The following is a 26,617-nucleotide window of genomic DNA, read 5'->3' on the forward strand; positions in this document are numbered from 1 at the left end:
GAAGCCATGCCCGCGAGCCAGTGGATCAGCATCCTGCGCAACGCCCTCGCGCATGGGGGAGTAGCCTACCTCGATGAGACTGGCCGAAGCAGCGATGACAAGCCGGTTAAGATGTACGCATTTGTGAGCGGGAGTTTTCGTTCGGGCGTCTGTCCCCACTCCCCCGGCTCGGAATGTCGCGGAGAACGACCGTCGTTGGTAGGACTTAATCTCCTCAGGATAACTGAAACCGACTACCGGGACTTCCTGGGGCTATGGGTAACATGGTTGGAGAAATCCGGAATTTCGTCAGTCGCGACGTCGAAGAATCGCGAAGAACCCTCCAGATAAATGTGTAGGCGCTGCAATCATCATTAAGATATGTACCCAAGCATATTCTTGACAGATTGGGGATAGAACTTGCAGCCATTGGCCGTGCGGTGACCGGAGGCATTCAGTTGGCGAGCGACCTCGCTGAACGTCATCGTCTCCCAACCTTCGGGCAGCGTGGACATCATATTGCCCGCGCGCTGTTCAGCGAGACGCCTATTCTCCAGGGCCAAGAAGCGACCGTTTCGACCGAGGACCTGGCCTCGTCGTTTCGCCTGAGCCAGCGCCGCCTTGGTGCGCTCAGAGATCAGCCGGCGTTCCTCTTGGGCAAGAGCGGCGAAGATGTGAAGCTGAAAGTCGGTCGCATGGGGCATCTCGACAACGACTAGGGGCACGCCCTTCTCCATCATCGTCGCAATGAAGCTGACACGCCGAGAGAAGCGATCCAGGCGGGCAATTAATAGCGATGCGCCTGCTTTTTTAGCGTGGCTCATCGCTTTTGCCAGTTCAGAACGTTGATCGTTCCTGCCTGACTCCACCTCAACGAACTCAGCGACCAGCGCCCCATGAGAGCCGGCAAACTCCCGAATCATATGCTGCTGCGCTTCCAGGCCGAGTCCAGACTTGGACTGCTTCTTCGTAGAAACCCTGTAATAGCCGACGTATTTCATGGCCAAGAGCGTCCTACACTTTCGACATTGCAGCAACGCTAGCCACATTAGAAATATCACTTTTCCGCGCAAAGCTGATCGACTCAGACAACGGCCAACGTTAGATTACCAAACGGTACCCCGTCAGAGGGTATTTTGCCCAAGACTCATTTCAACAAATCGTTGCGTAGCAGATGCACATTTGGCCGGAGCAATGACCTTCACACAGAGCTTTCTCGACGTGCTGGGGCGATGGCAGAGAGGCTGGAAGCAGGACCCCAAAAAGCGCACTGCTATTGCTCTTGTCATGTTGAACGAGGCGCGTTTACTTCCATGTCGCTTTCGTCGAAACGACGGCGTTCCTCTCTTTCGGAAGCGTCATCTCTATCGCCGCGAGGATCAGCGCGAGTTAGTCCCGTTGTTCGTCGGCGGAGTTCTTGACGAAGGCAGTCCGACAAGTTGGTCCACAGACATCGCATTTGCTGAGAAATTTGACCAAATATTCGATGAGTTCGACCCTGAGGCGAAGGCCGGGGCGATTTTTAGACACTTACCACAAGATGGCGAAATAGTGCTCAACATCCGGGCGCTGTGGGAAGATCCTGATTTTGTGAAGGCCGCCGAGGAATATCGGCAGTACGGAGGAGTGGGATCCGAAGCGATCTTCCATTTCCGCTATAACCGAGACCAGCATGAAGTAATTCTGCAGGCTCCCCTTCGCCTTGACGAAATCTTCGCCTTGAGCGGGCGAGGTGGAGCGGAAGAACTCTATGCAACGCTTGGGGTTCACAGTGACCACGAGAGAGATACAATCCAAAGTATGCTCGCTGCTGCTGATATCGACTTGGAAAGGCCACGTTTTCTCACACGGGACGCCTCTCATCGTGTCGTGGATGACGTTCTGGAGAAGTTCCGCGCCCGGGTTCAAGCCTGGCTCGCATTGAGGACGCCAGGCACTCAGTGTGGAAACCTTGAGAAGGCATTCGAATTTGGCAAGTCGCATGCAAGGACCGGTGTCCGATTTAAGGGGTGGTCCCGGCTTTTGGGGCGAGAGGGTTTGATGGTCGCCAAATGGTCCGACGGCACAGTCGTATACCGTCGACCCGATGGGGCATACTGGCTCTACTAGACGATGCGTTGCATCAAGCTTCGTTCGCAGAACGACATTTAGGAATTCTCGTCAAACATAAACGCTGGTTTATGTTTTAAGACCATCAGCTTGAATGAGAGTTCGAGACAGCACAGACTTGACATTACACTTCACACAGCGGCCCTGCGATCGCAGGGATAGCCGAAGTGGTTGATAGAGAGGATCAGACAGCAAGGATCGACACTGACTTTGTCACGACGTAGGCCTCGAGCGCTTCCGGTCCGCCTTCCGAACCGTAACCCGAGTCCTTCACGCCACCGAAGGGCATTTCGGCCACCGGCATGGAGGGTTGGTTGACCCACAGCATGCCGAGTTCGAGACGCTGAGCAAGCAGGTGCGCGTTCTTGATCGACTTGGTGAAGGCGTAGCCCGCCAGGCCGAAAGGCAGGCGGTTGGCTTCGGCGACCGCCTCCTCCAGCGTGTCGAAGCCGCGGATCGCGGCGACCGGGCCGAACGGCTCGTTGTTGAACACGTCAGCATCGAGCGGCACATCAGTCAGCACGGTGGGCAAGAAGAAGTTACCGGCACTGCCCACTCGTTCGCCGCCGGTCGCGATCTTGGCGCCCTTAGCGCGCGCGTCGGCCATCACCTTCGCCATCGCCGTGAGGCGGCGCGCATTGGCGAGCGGACCGAGCGTCGTGCCGGCGGCCAGGCCGTCGCCGAGGTTAAGGCCTTCAGCATGTTTGACCAACGCGCGCGAGAACTCCTCGCGCAGGCTGTTATGCACCAAGAAGCGGGTGGGTGAGATGCAGACCTGCCCGGCATTGCGGAACTTGGCGGCGCCTGCCGCCCTAACGGCCAGCGCCACGTCGGCGTCCTCGGCAATGATCACTGGCGCATGGCCACCGAGTTCCATAGTTACCCGCTTCATGTGCGCACCAGCCAGCGCCGCGAGCTGCTTGCCGACCGGAGTCGAGCCAGTGAAGGTGACCTTTCGGATGACCGGGTGCGCGATGAGGTAGCTCGATATTATGGCCGGGTCGCCGAACACCAGGCCCACGGTGCCGGGCGGCACGCCCGCATCGACGAAGGCCTGCAGCAGCGCGGCCGGCGAGGCCGGCGTTTCTTCCGGCGCCTTCACAAGGAAAGAGCAGCCCGTCGCCAGCGCGGCGCCGAGTTTACGAACGATCTGGTTGACCGGGAAGTTCCACGGCGTAAAGGCGGCCACAGGCCCGACCGGCTCCTTCAGCACCAGTTGCTGCACTTCGAGGTCGCTCGAAGGCACGATGCGGCCGTAGACGCGTCGGCCTTCGTCGGCGAACCATTCGATGATCCCGGCCGCAGCGAGCACCTCGCCGCGTGCCTCGGCCAGAGGCTTGCCCTGCTCCTGAGTCAGCAGGACGGCGATGGCATCGGCGCGCTCGCGTATCAACGCCGCGGCCTTACGCATCGTCGTGGCGCGGGTGGGCGCAGGTGTATTCTTCCAGGCTTCGAAGCCGCGCTGGGCGGATGCTAGTGCGCGTTCGAGGTCGGCTATGCCGGCGTGCGCGACCTTGCCGATCGCCTTGCCTGTGGCTGGGTTGATCACGTCGATAGTCTTGCCGCTGGCGGCCTCGGTCCATTGGCCATCGATCAGGAGAAGGGTGTCAATATAGGGGGTGGAAACGGTCATGAAAAACCTCTTCTGGGGGTCTTGGAACAAGACGGCCAGGGATTTGTCGCAAAAGGGGTTGAGCCTCAGCGAGGCTGGCAATCAGCCGACGATAGATAGCGAGACAGCAGAACTGTGATGCACAGCAGACAAAGCTATAACTTTGGAAGGATCCCGTGCCTCTTCTTGATCAGGCACATGATCTCGATCCGCGCCGGAACGCCTTGAATTTCATCTCTTGATCGACGAGCGATGGACAGTGGCGTGTTCGACGAACACACCGCGCTTGGTCATCATCTCTCGGATGTGGCGCAGGCTCAGCTGGTAGGCCGAGTGCCAGTGCACGCAGATCAACATCACTTCCGACTGATAGTACATCCGCTTGAGCACCTTGCATGACACTTCGACCATCAACATCAATCCGTTGCAAACAACAGCAGTTAACGACCAGCATCGGTTTACTGGCCTAGTGCGAAAGAACCTCCGGGTATCGCGCTCACTAGAGTTCGGGTGTATTCATGCTGAGGAGAAAGCAAGACTGCACGAGGTGTGCCCCGTTCGACGATCCTCCCTTGGTGCATGACGATCAGGTCGTCGCAGATCTGGCTAGCCACCCGAAGATCGTGAGTGATGAACACAATTGCCACATCCGTCTTGCGCTTGATGTCATCAAGTAATGCAAGGATACTCGCCTGAATGGAGACGTCGAGTGCGGATACGCACTCGTCCGCAACCAGCACATCAGGCTTTAGCATCAATGCGCGTCCGATCCCCACCCGCTGGCGCTGCCCCCCGGAGAATTCGTGGGGGAAGCGGTTCATGGCACTGGGATCTAGCCCCACGAGGTTCAGCGTCTGCTCAGCATCCCTGATGGCTTCGGCCAAAGGCACACCCTGAGCGAGTGGACCAGCCGTCAGGATGCGCCTGACGGTATGGCGCGGATTCAGGGATCCGAAAGGATCCTGGAATATCATCTGAATCTTTGAGCGCAACGGCCTGAACTCCTTCTCGGAGACTTGCGCGATGTCCTTGCCTTCGAACAATATGTTTCCCGAGGTGCTGTCATCCAGCTTCGTGATGAGGCGTCCAAGCGTTGATTTACCGGACCCCGACTCGCCGACGACACCCAAGGTCTGACCTCTGCGAACCTCGAAGCTGACGCCGTCAAGCGCACGGAAGCTCGAGTAACCCTTAACTAGGTTCATCACTTCGAGAACCTTGGGTGGTCTTGGCGCATCGCCCGGATCGTCGTCACTCGTGCGCAGTCGCGGAACAGCATTTATCAACGCCCGTGTGTACGGATGCGCGGGATTGCGCAGCACCACGTCGGCGTCCCCCTGCTCGACCACCTCGCCATGGCGCATGACCACAATCTTGTCCGCGATCTCCGCTACCACACCGAAATCGTGGGTGATAAAGAGCACGCCGATGTTCTTCCGAGCCTGAATGCTCCGTATCAGGTTCAGGATCTGAGCTTGGGTCGTGACGTCCAGGGCTGTCGTGGGCTCATCGGCAATCAGGATATCCGGGTCCAGTGCAAGCGCCATTGCGATCATCACGCGCTGACGTTGCCCTCCAGAAAGCCTGAAGGGATACTCGTACTGGATCGCTTCTGGAGCAGGCATGCCCACTTCCCGCAGTAGCGCGACAACCTTCTCGCTCCGAGTGGCAGGATCCCCGAAGCTGTGGGTCTCCAATACTTCGAGCACCTGGCGCCCGATCGGCATCAGAGGGTTTAACGCCGAAAGCGGATCCTGAAAGATCATCGCGATCGATTTTCCACGGAGTTTCCTGAGCTGAGTCTCACTCAGTCTCAACAGGTCGCGTTCACGATACTGAATCTCGCCTTGCGTGATCCTTATCTTGGGCGGAAGCAATCCCATAATCGTGTTTGCCGTCACGGATTTACCCGATCCCGACTCTCCCACAACACACAGGATCTCTCCTGGCATCAGATCGAAAGACACGCGGTTTACGGCGAAGCTTCGGTCCATGTTCCTGGGCAACTCAGCCGTCAGGTTCCGTACGGAAAGCAGCGGGGAAACCGCGTCTCTAGATAAATGTTGTAAAGAAGTCATTCCGGTAGGTCTCGCTGTCTGGACCTCATTGATCTGGCCCATTCAGTTGCCGGTGGTCACTCGAGCCGTAACTTCCATTTCGATTTTCAGAGCGGCCGAGGCCAAGGGCGTACACACGACGGTCGCCGTGGGCCGGATATCGGCGAAGAAACCGGAAATCGTTTCCCGCACCTTTGGCAGGTCACTGGCATTAGGGCAGTGCATTACGATTCGCACGATGTCCTTGGGGGAAGCTCCGGCCTTCGCGAGCACATTGGTGATATTCGCCACCATTTGCCGCGCCTGGCCTTCGACGTCATCGTCGATCCGGTTCTCATCGTAGTGATAGCCTGAGGTGTTCGACACAAAAATCCACTCGCCGTCGCGAATAGCGCGTGAGTAGTTCATGCGCTTCTCGGCAGCGGAACCGGCTTCGAGATACTGACGATTGGCATAGCCGGTGCGTGAGGTGATAGGCATTTGTTTTCCTTGTAGTGGAGGTTGGAAGAAGAAGTAAAAAGAAGCTTTTCGGCTCAGTGCGGATCTGTCCGCGGATCGAATGCGTCGCGTAACCCATCGCCGATAAAGGTGATGCTCAATACAGAGAGGGTGATTGCGATGCCGGGAAAATGGCCAGCCATGGTGCCGTTGTAAGGTACTGTTGCGCGCCATTGAGCATGTTTCCCCAGCTTGGCAACGGCGGCTGGATGCCATAGCCGAGGAAGCTGATGTACGCTTCCGCGAGAATGGACCGCGCGACGATTAGGGTGGACGCGACGACGATGGGTGCGACGACGTTCGGGAGGATCTCCGTCAGCATAATTCGCGTTTTCGAGACGCCCATCATGCGGGCTGCAAGTACGAATTCACGTTCCCGCAGTGACTTGACTTCCGGCTCGACGATCCGTGCGACTTCCATCCAACTCACTGCAGAGATGATCAAAACGATCATTAGTGGAGTTGGCTGAACGAAGACGGCCAACGTAAGCAATAGGAAGATTCCAGGGATCGCGAGAAATGCGTCAACGATCCGCATCAGAAAATTTCCCACTCGTCCACCCAGATAGCCAGCCGCGATTCCAACAGATGCCCCGACCATGCTGCTGAGAAACATGGCGACCAGGGCCACCAGCAAAGAGGTTTGCCCAGCAACGAGCAGCCTGACGGCGAGATCCCGTCCGAGCGGATCCGCACCTAGGAGGTGTCCTTGAGACAATGGAGCTGCGAAGCGTGCGCGAACGTCTACCGCCAGAGGATCTAGTCCCAGAAGGTGGGGACCTAAGAAGCAGGTGAGCAGCAGAAGGCACAAGACGGAAGCGCCTAAGATGGCAAGCTTGTGACGGCGGAAGCGCACGGCACCGCGGCCACTCCACCAACTCACGTTGCTCAGTTTAGGTTCGTTTGCTTTCAACACGAGATTCATCACTTGTTCAATCTGATCCGCGGATCGACCAATGCCACCACGATGTCCGCGCACAGGCTGCCGATCACGACAAGTACCGCGGAGAGCATCATTAGACCCATAATTACCGGGTAGTCCTTGTACCCAAGGCTGTCGATGAATAGGCGCCCCATGCCGGGCCAGGTAAAGACGGTCTCCGTCACCAGGGCACCACCGAACAAGGATGGGAGTTGCAGTCCGGCTAGGGGAATCATCGGTAACATTGCATTGCGTCCGATGTGCCGAAGGAGGATCGCGCGTTCCGACAGTCCCTTGGCCTTTGCCGTCTTCACGAAGTCCTGATTCATCACTTCAAGCGTTGCGGAGCGCATGTACCGACTCCACTGCGCGATCTCCACAAGCGCGAGCACCGAGACCGGCAACACGAGATGGTGCAGCAGGCCGACCAACGAGTGGTCCCCTACGGTGTACATGTTCCCGGCGGGAAACCAGCCCAGATTGACGGAGAAGACGAAGATGGCGACCAGCCCGAACCAAAACGTTGGAATCGACAGTGCAACCACTGAGAAGGTCGTCGAGACATTGTCGAACAAGCTTCGATGCCGCATAGCGCTCTTGAGTCCCATCCACACGCCGCAGATGGCCGCCACAGACATAGCAGACCCCATGAGGAGCAGTGTCGCGGGGAGATGACCTCCGATCACCTTCAGGACGGGCTCTCCGTCCCTATAGGAGACGCCCCAGTCCCCCCGCAACATGCGAAAGAGCCACTCGCAATACTGAACTGGAATGGGACGATCTAATCCCATCTGTGCCGAGATGCGAGCAAGATCCTCGCTAGTCATTCCTGGGGAGAACGCAAATACAGCGAGGGGGCTACCGGGAGCGAGCAACAACATTGAAAAGACGATCAGGGACACCAAGAAGAGCAATACGATCCCCTGGACTAACCGCGTAGAAAGGTACTGGATCATGAATACCTTGGACTCCTGTATTCTTTAGAAGCTATTGCCGCCCCCGATGCGTGCAGCACCTACACGAGCTTCCAACTGCCGATGTTCCAGGTGCTCACCGAGGCATTGGGATTGGGGGTGACGCCTTGAAGACGAGAATCGTTGCCATAGACGAAAGCCTGCTGGAACATCGGAAGGAAGGCCAAGTCCTCTCTGATGATCCGCTGCACTTCGTCGTAAATCTCCTTGCGCTTCTCGACGGAAAACGTAGCAACCCCTTCTTCGAGCAACTGGTCGACCTTGGGATTGGAGTACTGTTCAGTGTTCGCCCCGCCGCCGCCTTTGGCCGGTATCGCCTTTGAGTGGTGCTGCTCGGTCGTGTCGGGATCGCCGCCCACGAGAAAGGGTACGCCCGCGATCACAGCGTCGAATTTGGACTGGTAGTAGAACTCACCCCAAATGACCGCCGGCGGAAAGTTCTCGATGCGCATGTCAACACCGATCTCGCGCAGGGATTGCTGAATTAATTGCTGCACCTGTTCTCGAAGTTGATCGCCCGCCGTGGTTGACAATGCGAACGACAGACGGACATCGCCTTTTTGGCGCACACCGTCAGCTCCACGCTTCCATCCCGCCGCGTCCAGTATCTGGTTCGCCTTCTTGATGTCGTACTGGTGGTGGGGCAAGTTGGCGTTGTAGTAGATCAGCCCTTGAGACATGTACGACTCCGTCGACTTCGGAATGCCTTGGTACAACACTTCGATAATCGTCTTCTTGTCGATGGCGGCATAGAGCGCCTGGCGTACTGCGAGCTCGCGGAACTGAGGCCGTTCGTGATTGAGCTTGATCACCTCCACGCTCGCGGTGGACGCGATGGTGATCGTCTTCCCCGGCAGCGTCTTGGCTTCCGCGTAATGTTCCGGCGATATGTACTTGACCCCGACCGCAGTGATGTCTCCAGTCTTGAACTGGGTGTACTGAACCGTCGTGTCAGGAATGTACTTGATGACGACCTTGCTGATGTAAGGGCCCGCGCCAAAATAGGCGGTATTTGCCTCCAGTTCGATGCGATCGCCAGGTATGCGATTCCCCCATTTGAAAGGGCCGGTGCCGAAGGGCTTGCCGTTGAACGGCGCGGTGTTCTTGTCCGCTACTCCATCGAATGCATGTTTCGGGAGGATGAACGTCGAAGCCAGCTTGCGCAAATATGGAGCGTACGGCTTGGTCATCTTCCAAGTGATCTCCGTCGGAGATACCACATTGATGTCTTTCAGCAGGCTGTGCCCGCTGCGGCTGAAACTCCTGAACTTCGGGTCGACAGCGAGTTCGAGCGTGAACTTGACGTCTTCTGCGGTGAATGGCTGTTCGTCGTGCCACTTGACGTCGTTGCGCAGCTTTACACGCCACGATTTCCCATCCTGGGAGATGCCGCCGTTTTCAACTGTTGGAACCTCACTGGCGAGGGACGGGGAAATATTCCCCTCGCCATCGATGGTGAACAACTTGTCGAAGATGGCGAAGTGGACGCCCTTATCGGTCTCGACGCCAGGCATCAGCGGGTTGAAGTTCACGGGTTCCTGTGAAACGCCGATGACGATCTGTCCGCCGGCATGCTCTCCAGTTGCTGCAAGCGCTGACTGGATCCATGTGGGGTTCAAAAAGCCGACGCTACCGGCGGCGGCAAACAACTGCAGGGCGTTACGTCGATTGATACCGCCCAAGTTAGCGTCACAATTCTTTGACATTTTTCGTCCTCCTTACTGGATGTATTCCAATGATGGCGAAGCCGATCCCGGCTCCAGAAACTCTGATTCCGAATGCTTGAAGAACCTGCCTAGGCGGAAATGCGTTGGGTCGACGAGGGGACGGCGACCCATAACGAGATCGGCCGCCAGTGCGCCTGCCGCAGGGGCAGTTCCAAAACCATGCCCGGAGAAGCCACTTGCTAAGAACAGACCTGGAATGCGCCCGACCGGCCCGATCACCGGTAAGGAATCAGGCGTGACATCTATGTAACCAGCCCATCCCTGCACGATTTTGGCGTTTGCGAGAAAAGGAAAGTCCACGGCGATGTCGCGGAGTGCTTTGGCTTGATCGAACCAAAGGGACGGATCAAGCACCCGCTGTTGCTCGAACGGACTCACTTCCTCCGGGTTCCACTTGTTCATTTTAAGCTCGCGGAAGAATCGCCTGCCGAAGGAGAGACTGAGGTCCGGCCGCAACGCCGACGCTGCGAAGCGCTTCAAGTAGCGGAACGAATTGGGGACGATGTCCGCACGTGAGTTGTAGTTGCCCACGGTGTACCCGCCGTCGGCACGCCTACGGAATGCGAACTGCGACGAACCAAAGGTGAAATCAGGCCCATCGAGTGGCGCCGTGTAGACGGCCGCCGACTGGACGTCGAGCAACGGAAAGTCTACGCCGAGTTGGCGGCAGATGCGGTTCGACCACACTCCCCCGGCCACCACCACGGTCGGCGCTGCGACTCGCCCGCGCTCGGTCACCACGCCACTGATCTTGCCGCCTGCAGTTTCGATTTCCCGCACCGCACATTGCGTGATCACGCTAGCCCCCCTGTCACGCGCCGCTTGTGCGACTGCCGGTGCGGCAAGTTGGGGCTCGGCCCTCCCGTCGAAAGGACTGAAGATCGCGCCCGCCGCCTTGTACTTTGTAGTCGGGAAGAAGCGAGAAAGGTCGCTTCCGGACAGCACCTGCGACTGGAATGGAAGATCACGCAAGTGCTTCAACCAGTCGAGCCGAGTAGAGAGCTTCCGCTCGGTCAGTTCACTGAAGACGATTCCACACTTCTTGTAGCCCGTGGATCGGCCAGTCCGCCGGTCCAGATCACTCCACAACCGCAGGGACTCGATCATAAGGGGGATTTCCACGGGGGAGCGTCCCGTTAGTCTGACCCAACCCCAGTTCCGGCTCGACTGCTCAGCACCGATCTGGCCTTTTTCACACAGGACAACCTTCAGCCCGCGTTCGGCGAGTTCCAGCGCAGTGCATGCGCCGACGATTCCGCCGCCGACGACGACCACGTCGGCGGCATTTGGTAGCTTGGTGTCTTGCTCTAAAGCGAGTATCGTAGGTCCAGGCACTCTCTATCCTCTCAGGGATGGGCTTGAGGGCGTTGCGTCGAAAATTGCTGTACACATGCAGCGGAGTTGCCTATGGAAGACCGGCGACTGCCACTCTCATCTGCAATAAGTTTGCGTGAAGAGTGCCCAAAGTTGAATGCTTGAGCGTTCGCCATGCATGTTAGATCGTACGAAAATGGATCACCTTTCAGCCCTTGTTGACCTAGTGGACGCCCAATGCTCCTTGAGCGGCGCGGTCATAGCCAGCGGCGACTGGGGCATTCATCTACCATCTCCACGCTCGCTCAAGCTGCTGGTGATAAAGGCTCGCTTCTGGATTCAAGAAGAGGCCGAGGCGCCGTTCTGTGCGGAGCCCGGAGATATCGTCGTTGTGCAGAGTGGTCGTTCCTTCCTGATGGGGAGTTCTCCGCAGCTGAGGGTCGGCGGTATCGCGCGCATTGCCAGGGATGCCCTGATCGCGAAGGAGGTTTACTCCTCTCCCGAATGCATGGCGCTTTGCTGCCATGTTACCTTGCACACAGAGCGCGGGCGCTCGCTTCTCGCTGCCTTGCCAAACCATATCCTCGTCAGCGGCGGGGGATCGGAAGCCACGATCCTGCGGGCGCTCTACGAACAGCTGGTCACGGAGCTGCGGGAGCCCGGAGCTGGCTCCGAGCTTGCGGTCGACCGGCTAACCCAGCTGATCCTATTGCAGATGCTGCGGGCACACTCCTCTAACGAGGCCGGCAAATGCGCGGTGCCGCCCCAGGACTGGGTCAATGGACTGAAAGATCCTGGCCTGAGCAAAGCACTGAACGCGATGCGCAGGAGTCCTGAGAAGCGATGGACGCTCGATGATCTCACCAGGATCACTTCGATGTCGAGGACATGTTTTGTGGAGCATTTCAGGACGGCTATGGGGGAACCGCCCCTCACCTACTTGCGGAGCATGCGCATGGCGATGGCCGCAAAGGAGCTCAGAGACAGTCCTAAGCCCATCGCATTGATCGGGCGCGACCTTGGCTATGAATCGGAGAGTGCGTTCAGCACAGCGTTCAAAAAGACAATGAAGGTCTCCCCAAAGCACTACCGCGATCAACTGCCTCATAACTGACCTGAGCAGGTGCCGCTTGGGCGGCGACGGCGCGCAGGCGCGCGGTGTACTCGTAGAGACCGTCCTGTCTGTTCTCGACACCCAACTGCCAGATCGGAATGTTGTGGTTGGCCGGTCTTGCGGCGCGGGGATCGCGATCCAACAAGCGCCTCCGGTGGCACCCATAAGGTCAAACTTCAGCGCCATCCACAATGCGTGAAGATTATTCCACCTCAGGATGCAGATTGTCGGCCTGCCTGACAAGGCGGTGGCCGAAAGCCGCGAACGGGTGCAGGCCGCCCTGCACGCGTCCGGCCTGTCGATGCCGGCCAAGAAGGTCACCGTCAATCTCGCCCCCGCCGATCTACCCAAGGAAGGTAGCCATTACGACCTGCCCATCGCGCTCGGCCTGATGGCGGCCTTGGGTGCGTTGCCCGGCGATGCGCTCGACGCCTATGTCGTGCTCGGCGAACTGTCGCTCGACGGCACGATCACCGCAGTGGCAGGCGCACTGCCGGCGGCAATCGGGGCGAATGCGGAAGGCAAGGGGCTGATCTGCCCCGCCGCCAGCGGCCCCGAGGCGGCATGGGCGGGCGCCGATATCGATATCCTGGCGCCGCGCAGCCTGATCGCCATCGCCAACCATTTTCGCGGCACTCAGGTGCTGTCGCGGCCGGAGCCCGGTATTCGCCCGGCGGCGCGCGACCTGCCCGATCTCGCCGACATCAAGGGCCAGGAGAGCGCCAAGCGCGCGCTCGAAGTCGCCGCCGCGGGCGGTCACAACCTGCTGATGGTCGGCCCGCCTGGTGCGGGCAAATCGATGCTGGCGGCGCGGCTGCCGTCGATCCTGCCGCCACTGTCGCCAAAAGAGCTGCTCGAAGTCTCGATGATCGCCTCGGTCGCCGGCGAACTCGCCGAAGGCAAGCTCACCGACCGGCGGCCGTTCCGGGCGCCGCATCACTCGGCCTCGATGGCGGCGATGGTCGGCGGCGGCCTGAGAGCCCGGCCGGGCGAGGTGTCGCTCGCCCATCATGGTGTGCTGTTCCTCGACGAGTTCCCCGAATTCACGCCGCAGGTGCTCGATTCGCTGCGCCAGCCGCTCGAAGCCGGCGAGTGCATGATCGCGCGCGTCAATCACCGCATCACCTATCCGGCCCGGATCCAGCTTGTTGCGGCGATGAACCCGTGCCGTTGCGGCATGGCCGGCGAACCCGGCTATCGCTGCCTGCGCGGCACGCGCTGCCAGTCCGACTACCAGGCGCGCATCTCCGGTCCGCTGCTCGACCGTATCGACCTGCGCATCGAGGTACCGGCGGTCTCGGCTACCGACCTGATCCGCACCGGCAAGTCGGAATCGAGCGCCGATGTCGCCGCGCGTGTTGCCCGGGCGCGCACCATCCAGCGCGAACGGCTCGAACGCCATGGCGTCACCGGCGCCACCACCAACGCCCAATGCGCCGCCGGTCTCATCGAAGACATCGCCACGCCCGATGCGGCTGGACTTTCATTGCTCAGGGACGCCAGCGAAAAGCTCGGCTTTTCCGCCCGCGCCTATCACCGCGTGCTCAAGGTGGCGCGCACGCTGGCCGATCTCGACGGAAGCGAAACCGTCGGCCGTATCCATCTTGCCGAGGCTATTTCATACCGCATCAGTGTCGAGCGCATGGCCCAGGCGGCCTAGAGGAGCGCCGCTAGCCCGGCCAAGGTTCAGCGCTTGCGGGATCGGCGACGAGGCCTGGAAGAGACCTACTTGACCGAACCGACCATCGTTGTCTGGCCTTCGCGGATCGTCACCCAGCGGCCGGTGTTTTCCGCCGACTGGCGCTTGAGATAGTTGTAGCCGGTCTCGTCCCACTGCCGCACGGAGTCTGTCAGGTTGTCGAGCACGAAGTCGCCCTTGGAGGTACGAACAGTCAGCACCGCATGGCCTTCGCCGTCGGGCTTGCGCACCACGGTGATCAGCAGGTCGGACAGCGACACGCCTTCGCGGCTCAAGGTGCGGCGCTTTTCGAGCACATAGTCCTCGCAGTCGCCTTCGCCATTGTCGGGATAGGTCCAGACCTCGTCGCGGCCGTAGATGTCGATGTCGTTCATCGGCTTGATCGCCGCGTTGACGGCGATGTTGACGGCGACGATCTTGCGCCACAAGGCCCCGGTCATCTGGGCGGGGCCGGCATCGCGCTCCTTGATCGAGCATTCGGCCGGGTTGAGGCGACAGAAATCATAATGGCCGATCGGCTGCGAAGTCAGCCCGCCGGTAACCATCGGCTGGGACGCCGCCAAGGCCGTGCCGGCCGACAAGACAACGCCTGCCACCAGTCCGAAAAACACACCGGCACGCCCCGCTGCGCACCGTACGCCTGCTGCGGAAATCATCTGCCCCGCTCGCCCCTTTACATCGTTAATAAAACGTTAAGGTCGAGGGGCGTGCCGAGTCAATCAAAGCTCGCGGCAGATTGCAGACATGGTTACCGCGGCCGCCGCTAAGCGATAATTGTGCAACATAAAGAGCAAGGCCCGGCGTCTTGCGCCGGGCCTTGCTGTGGAAAAGTTGCGACCGCAGAAGTTGGCTGGCCGTCAGGCCTTGCGCACCAGGCGCGGCTTGGCCGCCTTGCGCGCCGATGCACCATAGCTGGTCATGAAGTCGACGATGCGCGGCACGATCTCGGCCCGGAAGCGCGAGCCGTTGAAGACACCGTAGTGGCCGACAGCCGGCTGCATGTAATGCGCCTTCATCTCGTCGGGGACGTTGACGCACAGATCGTGCGCCGCCTGTGTCTGGCCAAGGCCGGAAATGTCGTCATTCTCGCCCTCGACGGTGAACAGCGCGACGTTGCGGATCGCCGCGGTATCGACCGGCTGGCCGCGATGGGTCATCTCGCCCTTGGGCAAGGCGTGGCGCACAAACACCGTGTCGACGGTCTGCAGGTAGAACTCGGCGGTCAGGTCCATCACCGCCAGATATTCGTCATAGAACTCGCGGTGCTTTTCGGCGCCATCACCGTCGTTCTTCACCAGGTGCATGAAGAAGTCCTTGTGGGCGATGATGTGGCGGTCGAGGTTCATGGTCATGAAGCCCGACAGCTGCAGGAAGCCTGGATAGACCTCGCGGGCAAAGCCCGGCGCCGGCCAGGGCACCTGCATGATGACGTTGTCGCGGAACCACTCGATGCTCTTCTTCTCGGCGAGTTCGTTGACGGCGGTCGGGTTGCGGCGGGTGTCGATCGGCCCGCCCATCAGCGTCATCGTCGAGGGCACGAAGCGGTCGCCGCGCGCTTCCATGACGGCAATGGCGGCCAGCACCGGCACCGATGGCTGGCATACCGCCATCACATGGGTATCAGGTCCCAGCGCGTGGAACATGTCGATGACATAGTCGATGTAATCGTCGAGATCGAACTTGCCCTCTGTCACCGGCACCATGCGGGCATCGGTCCAGTCGGTGATGTAGACGTCGGCATGCGGCAGCATCGCCTCGACGGTGCCGCGCAGCAGCGTCGCATAGTGGCCCGACATCGGGGCGACGATCAGCAGCTTGGGGTCGGGGCGGCGGCCCGCCGGCAGGTCGCGTTCGAAATGGATCAGGTTGCAGAATGGCCGCGACCAGGTGACCTTCTCGGTCACCGCCACCGGCTGGAAGTTGACAGCCGTCTTGTCGAGACCGAAGGCAGGCTTGCCGTAGCGACGCGTCGTGCGTTCGAACAGCTCTGCCATCGCGGCAACGGAGCGGCCCAGCGGCATGTGCGAGAACGGGTTCAGCGGATTGGAATAGAACAGCTTGACCGCGTCGGCATAGGCGCGCGCCGGCTGCAGCGCAGCATGGGTCGATTCATAGAGCTGGTAAAACATGATGTCCTCATACGGCCATTCGGGGAGGCGAGCCGGCCGGAGGCCCGTCATGCAATGCAGCGAAGTTAACAAACATCTGCTGCGATGCAACATCTCATTCGGTGCGAAACAGGGTCATTGTTTAGGCCAAGCTGTTGAAAATCCGTTTCCAATGGCGCCGCCGGCTCAGCATCCGCCTGGCTTGACGTTGTGCAGCGCCGCAAGACCCCGAATCAGTCTTGCGCGCATGCGCCAAGCCGCCGCCAGGCCTTGCGGCCTGGAGCGACATGGCAATCGGGCGTAGCTGATGGGTCTTAGATGCCCTCGACCAGCATGATCTCGCCGTCGGCAAACTGTTGGCGGATCGACTTGGCGTGCTGGTACTCGGGCGAGAAGTAGCAGTTGCGCGCGTCTTCCATCGAGGCGAACTCGATGATGACATTGCGCGCGCGTCCCGGTCCCTCGACAGCTTCATGTGCGCCGCCGCGGGCGATGAACTTGGCGCCGAAGCGCTCGAAGGCCGGCTTGGCGGCGGCGACATAACCCTTGTAACCCTCGGGGTCGCGGACATCGACGCGCGCGATCCAATAAGCCTTGGTCATCATTTCCTCCGCGACGAGCCTCTTCAGGCGGCAGCCATTTCGGCCAAGATAGCCTGCGCCGCAGCCTTCCTGTCAACCGCGCCGACGATCGGACGGGCAACGACGAGGTGGCTCGAGCCGTTGCGGATGGCGTCAGCCGGGGTGACGACACGCTTCTGGTCGCCATGGTCGCTGCCGGCGGGGCGGATGCCAGGCGTCACCACGGCCATGTCAGGCCCGACGATGCGGCGCACCGCCGAGGCTTCGCTGGCCGAGCAGACGATGCCGCCCATCTTCGCCTGAAGCGCCTGCTCGGCCCGGCGCAGCACCAGCGTGTGCGGGTCGTATTCGTAGCCCGCGTCGATCATGTCCTTTTCGTCCATCGAGGTCAGCACCGTCACCGCCAGCAGGCACAGGTCGCTGCCTCTGGCGGCTTCCACCGCTGCCTTCATCGCCTTGGGATAGGCATGCAGCGTCAGCATGGTCATGCCCATCTTGACGATGTTTTCGACGCCCTTGGCCACCGTGTTGTCGATGTCCAGCAGCTTCATGTCGAGGAAGACCTTGGTGCCGCCGCTTGCCAACTCGCGGGCGAAATCAAGCCCGCCGGCAAAGGCCAGCTGGTAGCCGATCTTGTAGAAACTGGCGGTCCCTTCGAGGTCGCGCACCGCTCTTTCCGCGTCCTTGACGGTCGGCAGGTCGAGCCCGACGATCAGCCGGTCACGCATTGCTTCGATGCTCATGGTTCTACCCTTAGCGACATCATGATGGCTCGTTCGATCAGCGCCTGGCACAGCCGCTCCATGCCCTTGCGCAGGCGCTCCTCGCGGAAGTCGCCATTGTCGTCGAAAGCCTCGCCGCCACGCGGCACCGAAACCTGCGGCGAAATCACCTCCATCTGGATATGCGACAGCACCGCGCGCAGATGGTTGGCGCTGCGGATGCCGGCGAAATGGCCCTCCGAGGAGGAGCAGATCGCCACCAGCTTGCCGAGGAAGGGCTGCAGCCGCCTGCCGCCGTCGCTGCGCACGCGGCTGACCCAGTCGATGGTGTTCTTGAGCAGCGGCGGCATCGAGCCGTTATATTCGGGCGTGGCGATCAGCAGCGCATCGTGCGTGTCGATCAGGCGGGCGAGCTTGTAGGCGTTTTCCGGCACGCCGTCCCGTTCCTCGAGATCCTCGTCCATGATCGGCAGCGGATAATCGGCAAGCGAGATGCGCGTCACATCAGCGCCCTGCAGCGCCAGCTGCTTCTGCGCGATGTCAGCCGTGCGGCCGCTATAGGCTCCGCTTCTGACGGAGCCGGCAAAAACCAGAATTCGGGGCGTTACCGGCATTTCCCATCCTGTTGCGCGCCCGAAAGCGCGTTCAGTTGCATGGGGGTGGGTATAGGCGATCAGCCGGTCAAATCAAGCAGGCCGCTCAGTGCTTGCCGCGGCGATAGACCCAAAGCTGAGTCGGGGGAATGTTGCGGATGATGAAGTCGAAATGCTCGACGGTGTAGTTGCCCAGCCCCGGCGGGATCGGCGATTTCGGTCCGTAGGTGAGCTGGATCACCGGCCGGCCAGCAGGAATGCGCTTGAGCAGGCCTTCGAGATAGGCGACGCGGTTCGCGACCGGGAAATTGAGCAGCGGCACGCCCGAAACGACCGAGTCGAAGACAAGGTCCTTATTGTCGCCGAGCGTGTTGTCGAGATCGAAGGCGTCGCCTTCGATGACATTGACGCGCGGATAGAGGCGGCGCAGGTGCTGGACGAAATCGGCTGAATATTCAACCGTGTAGAGATCCTCGGGCTTCACGCCATGAGCGAGGATCGCCTTGGTGATGACGCCGGTGCCGGGCCCGACTTCCAGGACCGGCAGGCCCGACTTGGTGTTGACCACCGAAGCCATGCGCTTGGCGGTGACCGAGCTCGTCGGCACGATCGAACCGACGGCCTTGGGCTTGTCGATCCAGCCCTTGAAGAACTTCAGCTCGTCGTCGAACTTGGCCGCAAGGGTTTTGCGCAATCCGGAACCGCGTGGCATCGCTTCGATCTCCTCACCGCTGCTGGGGGAGAAATAACAGCTAAGTGGCTCAGCGCAAGCGGAAAGCTGGCTCAATTTCCGTTACGGCAGAAACATTCTCATTTATCGCCGAAGGACTCGAAAAAGTCCTTCATGCGCGAGAAGAAGCCGCTCGACTGCGGCGAATTCTCGGTCGAGGACAGCTTTTCGAATTCCTCGAGCAGCTCACGCTGGCGCCGCGTCAGGCTCTGCGGCGTCTCGACGGCGGTCTGGATGTAGAGATCGCCGATCTGCGGCTGGCGCAGCACCGGCATGCCCTTGCCCTTGAGGCGGAACTGGCGGCCGTTCTGGGTGCCTTCAGGCACCTTGACGCGCGTCTGGGTACCATCGAGCGTTGCCACCTCGAACGAGCCGCCAAGGGCGGCTGTGGTCATCGAGATCGGCACCTTGCAGTAGAGGTCGGCGCCGTCGCGCTGGAAGAACTCGTGCGGCTTGACCGACAGGAAGATGTAGAGGTCGCCCGACGGGCCGCCGCGCAGCCCGGCTTCGCCTTCATTTGCGAGGCGGATGCGGGTGCCGTCCTCGATACCAGAGGGAATGTTGACCGACAGCGAGCGCTCTTCGGTGACGCGGCCCTGGCCGGCGCATTTGCCGCACGGGTCCTTGATCGTCTGGCCGCGGCCCTGGCACTGCGGGCAGGTGCGTTCGATCGAGAAGAAGCCCTGGCTCGCGCGCACCTTGCCGTGGCCCTGGCACATCGAGCAGGTCACTGGCTGTGTACCGGGCTTGGCGCCCGAACCGGCACATTCGGTGCACAGGATCGAGGTCGGCACGCGGATCTGCGCGGTCTTGCCGGCAAAGGCCTCCTCGAGCGTGATTTCCATGTTGTAGCGCAGGTCGGCACCGCGCTCGCGTCCGCCTGACGAGCGGCGCTGGCGCCCGCCCATCATGTCGCCAAAGATGTCTTCGAAGATGTCGGCGAAGCCGCCGGCGCCAAAGCCCTGGCCGCCGCCATTGCCCATGCCGCCATTTTCGAAGGCGGCGTGGCCGAAACGGTCATAGGCGGCGCGCTTCTGCGGGTCCTTCAGCGTCTCGTAGGCTTCGTTGATTTCCTTGAACTTGTGCTCGCACGCGTCGTCGCCCGGATTGCGGTCGGGGTGGAACTGCATGGCAAGCTTGCGGAAGGCAGACTTCAGCTCCTTCTCGTCAGCGCCCTTCTGGACGCCCAGCGTTTCGTAGAAATCAGCTTTCATATCTTCCCGCTGTCTGGTCACTGCCTCGGCGCGATGCATCGCGTGCGCACCATCGGTGGTAATAGGCCCCGATTTAGTAAACCATGCGCCGGTATGCCATAGGCCGGGCGGCCGAAGCGGCAGTTTTCGCCAGAAAATCGGCTAATTTTGCACTCGTTGTGGCCTGGAGGCCGCTCAGGCGGCGTGACGCTCGCCAGCTTTGGGCTTTCCCGCGCCCAAACGGGCATTGAGATAGCTGCTCATCGGCCCCTCGAAACAGCGGTCCGAGGTCATCGCGACCACCAGCAGCATCACTGCCGGTACGAGCCAGAAGGTGTAGAAACCGACCACGTCAAGCGGCTCGACCAGCTTGCGCCACACCACGGCCAGCAGCAGCATCTCGATGACCGGATGGATCATGTAGATGCCGAACGAAACACGGCCGAGCGGATGCAGCGGCTTGAGATAAAGCGCACCATTGGGATTGTTGCGCTCGGCAAGGGCGGCCAGGAATGTCGCCACCGCCGGCAAAAGCACGATCACATAGGCATTCTGCTGCGTCGCCATGGCAGCGATCGCCAGGGCAAATGTCAGCCAGCCGGGCAGGTGGCTTGAAAGCTTAAGCCTGGAGTCGCGCACCGCCACCGCCACCATCGCGCCGAGCGCGAAATCGGCGAAGGCGCGATAGGCACCCCAGACGACCAGTCGGGCGCATCGAAGCAGCCTACCTGTACTTTCTTTCCTTATGCTTAAACTCGGGGCGCCAGTATTTTGGACAAAAAGAAAGCCCGGCGCGAAGGCCGGGCTTTCCGTTATTCTACAGGTCGATCGGATCAGGCCGACTTCTTCTTGTCGTCGTTGTCGTCGATCTCTTCGAAATCGGCGTCGACCACGTCGCTGTCCTTGGCCGCATCGGCAGCAGCATCGGATTCAGCCGCTTCCTTCTGCGAAGCCTCATACATCGCCTGGCCGAGCTTCATCGAAGCCTCGGCAAGCGCCTGGGCCTTGGCATTGATCGCCTCGGCGTCGTCGCCTTCGGTCGCGGTCTTCAGCGCTGCGATCGCATCGGAAATCGCGGTGCGGTCGGCTTCGGTGACCTTGTCGCCATACTCCTTCAGCGACTTTTCGCTGCTGTTGAGCAGGCTTTCGGCCTGGTTGCGTGCCTCGACCAGCGCACGGCGCTTCTTGTCGGCGTCGGCATTGACCTCGGCGTCCTTGACCATCTTGTCGATGTCGGCGTCGGACAGACCGCCAGATGCCTGAATGCGGATCTGGTGCTCCTTGCCGGTGCCCTTGTCCTTGGCCGAGACGTTGACGATGCCGTTGGCGTCGATGTCGAAGGTCACTTCGATCTGCGGCACGCCGCGCGGTGCGGGCGGAATGCCAACGAGGTCGAACTGGCCGAGCATCTTGTTGTCCTGCGCCATTTCACGCTCGCCCTGGAAGACGCGGATGGTCACTGCCGACTGGCTGTCTTCAGCCGTCGAGAAGACCTGGCTCTTCTTGGTCGGGATCGTGGTGTTGCGCTCGATCAGGCGGGTGAACACGCCGCCCAGCGTCTCGATACCCAGCGACAGCGGCGTCACGTCGAGCAGCAGCACGTCCTTGACGTCGCCCTGCAGCACGCCAGCCTGGATCGCGGCACCCAGTGCAACCACCTCATCGGGGTTGACGCCCTTGTGCGGCTCCTTGCCGAAGAACTGCTTCACGATCTCCTGGATCTTGGGCATGCGGGTCATGCCGCCGACCAGGACCACTTCGTCGATCTCGCCTGCCTTGAGGCCGGCATCCTTGAGTGCTGCCTTGCACGGCTCGATCGTGCGCTGGACGAGGTCGTCGACCAGCTGCTCGAACTTGGCGCGCGAAAGCTTCAGCGTCAGGTGCTTGGGGCCCGTGGCGTCGGCGGTGATGAAAGGCAGGTTGATCTCGGTCTGGGTCGTCGACGACAGCTCGATCTTGGCCTTCTCGGCAGCTTCCTTGAGGCGCTGCAGGGCAAGCTTGTCGTTCTTCAGGTCGATGCCCTGTTCCTTCTTGAACTCGGCCGCCAGGTACTCGACCAGGCGCATGTCGAAGTCTTCGCCGCCGAGGAAGGTGTCGCCATTGGTCGACTTGACCTCGAACACGCCGTCGCCAATCTCGAGCACGGAAATATCGAAGGTGCCGCCGCCAAGGTCATAGACGGCAATGGTCTTGCCTTCGGTCTTGTCGAGGCCATAGGCCAGCGCTGCCGCAGTCGGCTCATTGATGATGCGCAGCACTTCAAGGCCGGCGATCTTGCCGGCGTCCTTGGTCGCCTGGCGCTGGGCGTCGTTGAAATAGGCAGGAACGGTGATGACGGCCTTTTCGACCTTCTCGCCGAGATAGGCTTCCGCCGTTTCCTTCATCTTTTGCAGGATCATCGCCGAGATCTGGCTGGGCGACTGCTTCTTGCCGCCGGCCTCGACCCATGCGTCGCCATTGTCGCCATTGACGATTTCGTAAGGGACAAGCTTCTTGTCCTTTGCGGTGACCGGATCGTCATAGCGGCGGCCGATCAGGCGCTTGACCGCAAAAACCGTGTTTTCAGGATTGGTGACCGCCTGGCGCTTGGCCGGCTGGCCGACGAGACGCTCGCCGTCGCCGCTGAAGGCGACAATGGAAGGGGTCGTGCGCGCGCCTTCCGCGTTCTCGATGACTTTCGCGTCCTTGCCGTCCATGACGGCGACGCAGGAATTGGTCGTTCCCAGGTCGATACCGATAACTTTTGCCATTTTTACGTCTTCTCTCCGCTAAGCAGGCTCTCTGGACCCATAAAGGCGTTCCGACGAAAGCCCCTGTTCACTCGAAATGCCGCTCCGGGTACCGGTTTTCCGGGCCGAAGCGGTGGTGCGGCGTATATAAGAACAGGCTTCTGGCAGCGCAAGCGTTCTGCAACTTTCCGTGCAGGGGACTCGGCAAAAGCCTGTGGCAAGCTCATATTCGGGACATGAGCGAGCTTCACTCCATCAACCTTTTTGAGCACCGGCGCAACCGCGCAGTGAATATGCTGCAAACCTGGCTGCTCGGGGCCGGCAGCCTGCTCCTGCTTGGCGTCACCGCCTGGGTTTTTGCCGGCAGCACCGGCATCCTCTACGCGTTGGTCTTTGGCGCCATCTCGATGTGGGCGGTGCGGCGCATCAGCCCGCAGATGGTGCTGTCGATGTACAAAGCTCGCCAGGTCACCCCTGCCGATTTCCCCGCCGGCTTCCGCATCGTCGAGGAACTCGCCCGCCGCGCCGAGCTGCCGGCGGTGCCCAAGCTCTATGTCATCCCATCCAAGATGATGAACGCCTTCGCCGTCGGCCGCCGCGGCGATGCCGCGATCGCTGTCACCGACGCGCTCGCCCGCAACCTGACGCCGCGCGAACTGGCCGGCGTGCTGGCGCACGAGATCAGCCACATCGCCCATGAGGACGTGAAGGTGATGGCCTTCGCCGACATGGTGTCGCGCTTCACCTCGTTCATGTCGACCGTCGGGTTGGTTTCGCTGTTGTTCAACCTGTTCGGTTTTGCCGGCGGTTTCAGCACCCAGGTGCCGTGGCTGGCAGTGCTGGTGCTGCTGGCCGCGCCGACAGTCGGCGGGCTGCTGCAGATGGCGCTGTCGCGCACCCGTGAGTTCGACGCCGATCTCGGTGCTGCCTCGCTCACCGGCGACCCCGACGGGCTCGCCTCGGCGCTGACCAAGCTGGAGCGCGCCCAGGGCAGGGTATGGGAAAACATCCTGCTGCCCAGCGGCCGCATCCCCGACCCCTCGGTGCTGCGCACGCACCCGCTGACCGCCGACCGTGTCGCCCGGCTCAAGGCGCTGAAGACCGCCGAGATGCCGGACGAACTTGTCGCCGCCGCACCCGGCCTGCCGCGCACGCCACGCCCCTCGATCATCCCGAAGGTCCGTGCCCGTCCCGGCACCTATCTGCCACATGGTGCGCGCGGTTTCATCAACGCCGCCAATAGCGACTTCGCCGACGACTCGCGCCCGGCCTGCGATGCATCGCTCAACCCGCCCGATGGCGGCCGCCCGCGCATCCGCGTGACACGAGGTGGGGTCTGGTGGTGATCTGTTACCTTCGGGACAGGCAGTCCTATCTCCGGCCCTTCGCCGCGGCCGCCGCAGCATTCGCCGCGACCCAGACGACATGCCTTGCACCGCTGCCCTTGGTGCTGGCACGGACCTTGACCTCGTCGGTGACAAAGCCGCTTTCGTGCAGGCGCCGCGAAAACGACTTGCCGGGCCCTTGCGACCAGACCGTCAGCACGCCGCCGGGCTTGAGCGCGGTCTTCGCCGCGTAGAGGCCGGCATAGTTGTAGAGGCTGTCATTGGCGTCGCGCGACAGGCCCTCCGGGCCGTTGTCGACGTCGAGCAGGATGGCGTCATAGGCGCCCGTGCCCTCACCGATGAGCTTGCCGACATCGCCCACCACCACCTCGACGCGTGGGTCGTCGAGGCCGCCGGCGGACAGTTCGGCCATCGGCCCGCGCGCCCAGGCAACGACCTCGGGCACCAGCTCGGCGACGACGATGCGGGCATCCTTGCCGAACAAGGCAAGTGCTGCGCGAAGCGTAAAGCCCATGCCGAGGCCGCCGATCAGGATTTTCGGCTTCGAACGGCCACCGATGCGCTGATGGGCCAGTTTCGCCAGCGCTTCCTCGGAGCCGCTCAGCCGGCTGTTCATCAGCTCGTTGGTGCCGAGCATGATCGAGAATTCGGTGCCGCGCTGCTTGAGGCGCAATTCGCCGCCACCGGGGATCTTCGCGGTATCGAGTACGATCCAGGGAATCATCGGCGCTGGCTTTCGCTGTTGGACATCACGCGGCGCTCCCTAGCGCATCGGCCCGAAAACCGGAATCGGTTTTCGGGAAGCACGATGCGCAGCTTCAACAAGCCAGTGTGCAGCATGAACGACGAAAGCCTTCGCCGGTCGATCGAAGCAACCCTGACGGCCGATAGGCCTAGACCTGCTCCCAGCCATCATGTTCGCCGGCGCGGAAGATGGCGTCGATGACCTTCTGGTTGAGCACCGACTGCTCGAGCGAAAAGACATGGTCTCCACCGCCTTGCGCCGCGCGCACGAAGGTCTCGACCTGGAGCCGGTACTGCTGCGCGCCGGGGAAGCGGAACACCGTAGCTTCATTGTGGCCGGCATTGTGCAGCTCGACACGGTGGTGGTCGTAGAGCCCGGCGTTGAACGGCGAGTGGATCTCGATGAAACCCTTGTCACCGTGGAAGACCATCAGCTGGCGGTTGGCGAGCTGGGTCGAAAGGTAGAAGGAGAGCTCGAAATCGCCGAAATCGGCACGCACGCTCGAATAGATATCGGTGCCGAATTTCGGATCGCGCTCGATGCTTGCCTGCACCCGCACAGGCTCCTTGCCGGTCGAAAACCGCGTCGTGACGGTCGGATAGACGCCGATGTCGGGCAGGGCGCCGCCGCCGAGATCGAGCTGGTTGCGCATGTTGTTGGGGTCGACGTTGTAATAGGAAAACGCGCCCTGGACATGCTTGAGCTTGCCGATGGCGCCGGCGGCGATCAGGTCGCGCACCTTGAGCCACTGCGGATGGTAGGTGACCATGAAGGCCTCAGTGACAACGACCTTCTTGCGGTCGCGGATGGTGATCAGCGGAGCGATGTCCTCGGCCTTCAGCGCCAGCGGCTTTTCGACCAGCACGTGCTTGCCGGCCTCGGCTGCCCTCGCCGCCCATTCGAGATGCTGCGAGGTCGGCAACGGGATATAGACGCCATCGACCGCATCTGAGGCGAGCAGCTCGTCGTAGGAGCCAAAGGCGTGGCGTGCGCCAAAGCGGTCGGCCAGTGCCTTGGCCTTGCCGATGTCGCGGCTGGCGACTGCTGCCACCACGCCGTTGTCGGAATCGGCGATTGCCGGCAGCAGCTGGTCGCGGCCGATCTTGGCTGTCGAAAGTACGCCCCAACGAAACATCTCGTTTGCCTCCGGAAATGGCACGTGGCCCAGCGCCACCTGCCGAAGCTTGGCGGAAGCAGTGGCCAAACGCCAGAGCTTTCCCGGAGATTTCGTTCAGCTGCGGCGACCGTTGAACTCCATGTCGAAGGCGACGATGTTGGAATAGATCGGCGTGCCGACATCCATCTGGTAGCGCGAGCGGAACACATTGCCGCTGACATGGAAGCGGATCTGCCCGCCTTTCATGCCCTGCAGCTCAGCAGTGAATTTTTCGGTGTTGGTGTGGCCACGCGCCGTCAGCAGGCCGGTGATGACGGCCGAGTTGTCGCCGGTGCGCTTCACCGATGTCGAGCGGAAGGTGATCTGGCGCGAATTGACAACGTCGAAGACGGCGTCCGACTTCAGGAACGCATCGATGCGGCCCTGGCCGGTGCCGACGCTGTCGGGGTAGATGGTGATGTCGACCTTCGAACGGCCAATGTCGCCGCCGTCGATGCGGATCGTGCCCTTGAACTGACCGAAGGCGCCATCGAGACCGCCGCCACCGATCTTGCCGATGGCAAAGCGGATGCTCGACCCATCGGACGAAATGGCATAGCGCCCGGCGGCTTCGGACAACGCCACCGCAGAGGCGGTGCCGCCGACAAGGCCAAGCGCAACAAAGCTTACAACGCCAAGAACTCGCAAGGACATCTCATCATACTCCTGATGGCACGGCCCGTCTGAACCGCACACAGAGACAAACGAA

23 protein-coding genes and 2 pseudogenes are annotated in these 26,617 nt (G+C 61.2%); 4 read left to right on the forward strand and 21 right to left on the reverse strand.

All coding sequences use genetic code 11. The annotated features are described in order from the left end of the window. Positions 1 to 353: 353 nt before the first annotated feature. A complete protein-coding gene (locus tag ACHMW7_RS03910; RefSeq protein ID WP_395449062.1) occupies positions 354 to 980 on the reverse strand; it encodes a recombinase family protein in 627 nt (208 codons plus the stop codon). Between the two features lie 193 nt (positions 981 to 1,173). On the opposite strand from ACHMW7_RS03910, the gene ACHMW7_RS03915 reads away from it, so the two are divergent. Further along, a complete protein-coding gene (locus ACHMW7_RS03915) occupies positions 1,174 to 2,088 on the forward strand; it encodes a hypothetical protein (RefSeq protein WP_395449063.1) in 915 nt (304 codons plus the stop codon). Positions 2,089 to 2,272: 184 nt separating this feature from the next. On the opposite strand, the gene ACHMW7_RS03920 is transcribed toward ACHMW7_RS03915, so the two are convergent. The 8 genes and pseudogenes from ACHMW7_RS03920 to ACHMW7_RS03955 all read right to left on the reverse strand — a co-directional run bounded on the left by ACHMW7_RS03920 (position 2,273) and on the right by ACHMW7_RS03955 (position 11,213). After that, a complete protein-coding gene (locus ACHMW7_RS03920; RefSeq protein WP_395449064.1) occupies positions 2,273 to 3,721 on the reverse strand; it encodes an NAD-dependent succinate-semialdehyde dehydrogenase in 1,449 nt (482 codons plus the stop codon). Between the two features lie 210 nt (positions 3,722 to 3,931). Next, a complete protein-coding gene (locus tag ACHMW7_RS03925; protein WP_395449065.1) occupies positions 3,932 to 4,111 on the reverse strand; it encodes a hypothetical protein in 180 nt (59 codons plus the stop codon). Between the two features lie 47 nt (positions 4,112 to 4,158). After that, complete coding sequence (locus ACHMW7_RS03930; protein ID WP_395451256.1) at positions 4,159 to 5,778, reverse strand: ABC transporter ATP-binding protein; 1,620 nt, start codon at positions 5,776 to 5,778, stop codon at positions 4,159 to 4,161. A 42-nt stretch (positions 5,779 to 5,820) separates the two neighbouring features. Then, complete coding sequence (locus tag ACHMW7_RS03935) at positions 5,821 to 6,237, reverse strand: Rid family hydrolase (protein WP_395449066.1); 417 nt, start codon at positions 6,235 to 6,237, stop codon at positions 5,821 to 5,823. A gap of 53 nt (positions 6,238 to 6,290) precedes the next feature. After that, positions 6,291 to 7,180, reverse strand: a pseudogene (locus ACHMW7_RS03940) (ABC transporter permease). Then, a complete protein-coding gene (locus tag ACHMW7_RS03945) occupies positions 7,180 to 8,133 on the reverse strand; it encodes an ABC transporter permease (RefSeq protein ID WP_395449067.1) in 954 nt (317 codons plus the stop codon). Before ACHMW7_RS03945 ends, ACHMW7_RS03940 begins: the two are co-directional and overlap by 1 nt. 59 nt (positions 8,134 to 8,192) lie before the next feature. Next, positions 8,193 to 9,857 (reverse strand): peptide ABC transporter substrate-binding protein, encoded by a 1,665-nt coding sequence (locus ACHMW7_RS03950; protein ID WP_395449068.1) that lies wholly within the window; start codon positions 9,855 to 9,857, stop codon positions 8,193 to 8,195. 12 nt (positions 9,858 to 9,869) lie between these two features. Continuing rightward, positions 9,870 to 11,213 (reverse strand): NAD(P)/FAD-dependent oxidoreductase, encoded by a 1,344-nt coding sequence (locus ACHMW7_RS03955; RefSeq protein ID WP_395449069.1) that lies wholly within the window; start codon positions 11,211 to 11,213, stop codon positions 9,870 to 9,872. A 175-nt stretch (positions 11,214 to 11,388) separates the two neighbouring features. Between ACHMW7_RS03955 and ACHMW7_RS03960 the strand changes: the two genes are divergently transcribed. Then, the gene (locus tag ACHMW7_RS03960; RefSeq protein ID WP_395449070.1) at positions 11,389 to 12,306 is read left to right on the forward strand and encodes an AraC family transcriptional regulator; all 918 of its coding nucleotides are present in this window, start codon (positions 11,389 to 11,391) and stop codon (positions 12,304 to 12,306) included. A 217-nt stretch (positions 12,307 to 12,523) separates the two neighbouring features. Then, positions 12,524 to 13,966 (forward strand): annotated as a pseudogene (locus ACHMW7_RS03965) (YifB family Mg chelatase-like AAA ATPase); the annotation flags it as partial. Positions 13,967 to 14,031: 65 nt separating this feature from the next. Here the strand turns inward: ACHMW7_RS03965 and ACHMW7_RS03970 are convergent. The 9 genes from ACHMW7_RS03970 to dnaK form a co-directional block, all read right to left on the reverse strand. Continuing rightward, positions 14,032 to 14,661 (reverse strand): transglutaminase-like cysteine peptidase, encoded by a 630-nt coding sequence (locus ACHMW7_RS03970; RefSeq protein WP_395449071.1) that lies wholly within the window; start codon positions 14,659 to 14,661, stop codon positions 14,032 to 14,034. Between the two features lie 201 nt (positions 14,662 to 14,862). Continuing rightward, positions 14,863 to 16,134: a polyhydroxyalkanoate depolymerase gene (locus ACHMW7_RS03975; RefSeq protein ID WP_395449072.1), complete on the reverse strand. Its 1,272-nt coding sequence runs from the start codon at positions 16,132 to 16,134 to the stop codon at positions 14,863 to 14,865. A 293-nt stretch (positions 16,135 to 16,427) separates the two neighbouring features. Further along, a complete protein-coding gene (locus ACHMW7_RS03980) occupies positions 16,428 to 16,715 on the reverse strand; it encodes a DUF1330 domain-containing protein (RefSeq protein ID WP_395449073.1) in 288 nt (95 codons plus the stop codon). Positions 16,716 to 16,738: 23 nt separating this feature from the next. Further along, on the reverse strand, positions 16,739 to 17,437 hold the full coding sequence (gene pyrF / locus ACHMW7_RS03985) for an orotidine-5'-phosphate decarboxylase (protein ID WP_395449074.1): 699 nt from the start codon (positions 17,435 to 17,437) through the stop codon (positions 16,739 to 16,741). Further along, positions 17,434 to 18,030, reverse strand: coding sequence for an NADPH-dependent FMN reductase (locus tag ACHMW7_RS03990; RefSeq protein ID WP_395449075.1), 597 nt, complete (start codon positions 18,028 to 18,030; stop codon positions 17,434 to 17,436). The genes pyrF and ACHMW7_RS03990 overlap by 4 nt, the downstream gene beginning before the upstream one ends. An 85-nt stretch (positions 18,031 to 18,115) precedes the next feature. Then, positions 18,116 to 18,721: a phospholipid N-methyltransferase PmtA gene (gene pmtA, locus ACHMW7_RS03995; RefSeq protein ID WP_395449076.1), complete on the reverse strand. Its 606-nt coding sequence runs from the start codon at positions 18,719 to 18,721 to the stop codon at positions 18,116 to 18,118. 98 nt (positions 18,722 to 18,819) lie between these two features. Further along, on the reverse strand, positions 18,820 to 19,953 hold the full coding sequence (dnaJ, locus tag ACHMW7_RS04000) for a molecular chaperone DnaJ (RefSeq protein WP_395449077.1): 1,134 nt from the start codon (positions 19,951 to 19,953) through the stop codon (positions 18,820 to 18,822). Positions 19,954 to 20,127: 174 nt separating this feature from the next. Then, positions 20,128 to 20,571 carry a hypothetical protein gene (locus ACHMW7_RS04005; RefSeq protein WP_395449078.1) on the reverse strand — a complete coding sequence of 148 codons (444 nt, stop codon included), beginning with the start codon at positions 20,569 to 20,571 and terminating at the stop codon, positions 20,128 to 20,130. Between the two features lie 194 nt (positions 20,572 to 20,765). Then, positions 20,766 to 22,682, reverse strand: a complete 1,917-nt coding sequence (gene dnaK, locus ACHMW7_RS04010) for a molecular chaperone DnaK (RefSeq protein ID WP_395449079.1) — start codon at positions 22,680 to 22,682, stop codon at positions 20,766 to 20,768. Positions 22,683 to 22,954: 272 nt separating this feature from the next. Between dnaK and ACHMW7_RS04015 the strand changes: the two genes are divergently transcribed. Beyond that, positions 22,955 to 24,007: a zinc metalloprotease HtpX gene (locus ACHMW7_RS04015; RefSeq protein ID WP_395451257.1), complete on the forward strand. Its 1,053-nt coding sequence runs from the start codon at positions 22,955 to 22,957 to the stop codon at positions 24,005 to 24,007. A 25-nt stretch (positions 24,008 to 24,032) separates the two neighbouring features. Here ACHMW7_RS04015 and ACHMW7_RS04020 read toward each other — a convergent pair whose 3' ends face one another. The 3 genes from ACHMW7_RS04020 to ACHMW7_RS04030 form a co-directional block, all read right to left on the reverse strand. Further along, entirely contained in the window at positions 24,033 to 24,731 is a 699-nt protein-coding gene (locus ACHMW7_RS04020; protein ID WP_395449080.1) for a spermidine synthase, read from the reverse strand. 169 nt (positions 24,732 to 24,900) lie between these two features. After that, the gene (locus ACHMW7_RS04025; protein WP_395451258.1) at positions 24,901 to 25,887 is read right to left on the reverse strand and encodes a Gfo/Idh/MocA family protein; all 987 of its coding nucleotides are present in this window, start codon (positions 25,885 to 25,887) and stop codon (positions 24,901 to 24,903) included. A gap of 96 nt (positions 25,888 to 25,983) precedes the next feature. Next, complete coding sequence (locus tag ACHMW7_RS04030) at positions 25,984 to 26,562, reverse strand: YceI family protein (protein WP_395449081.1); 579 nt, start codon at positions 26,560 to 26,562, stop codon at positions 25,984 to 25,986. Between the last annotated feature and the right edge of the window lie 55 nt (positions 26,563 to 26,617).

Source organism: Aminobacter sp. UC22_36 (assembly GCF_044056035.1).
Lineage (GTDB): Bacteria > Pseudomonadota > Alphaproteobacteria > Rhizobiales > Rhizobiaceae > Aminobacter.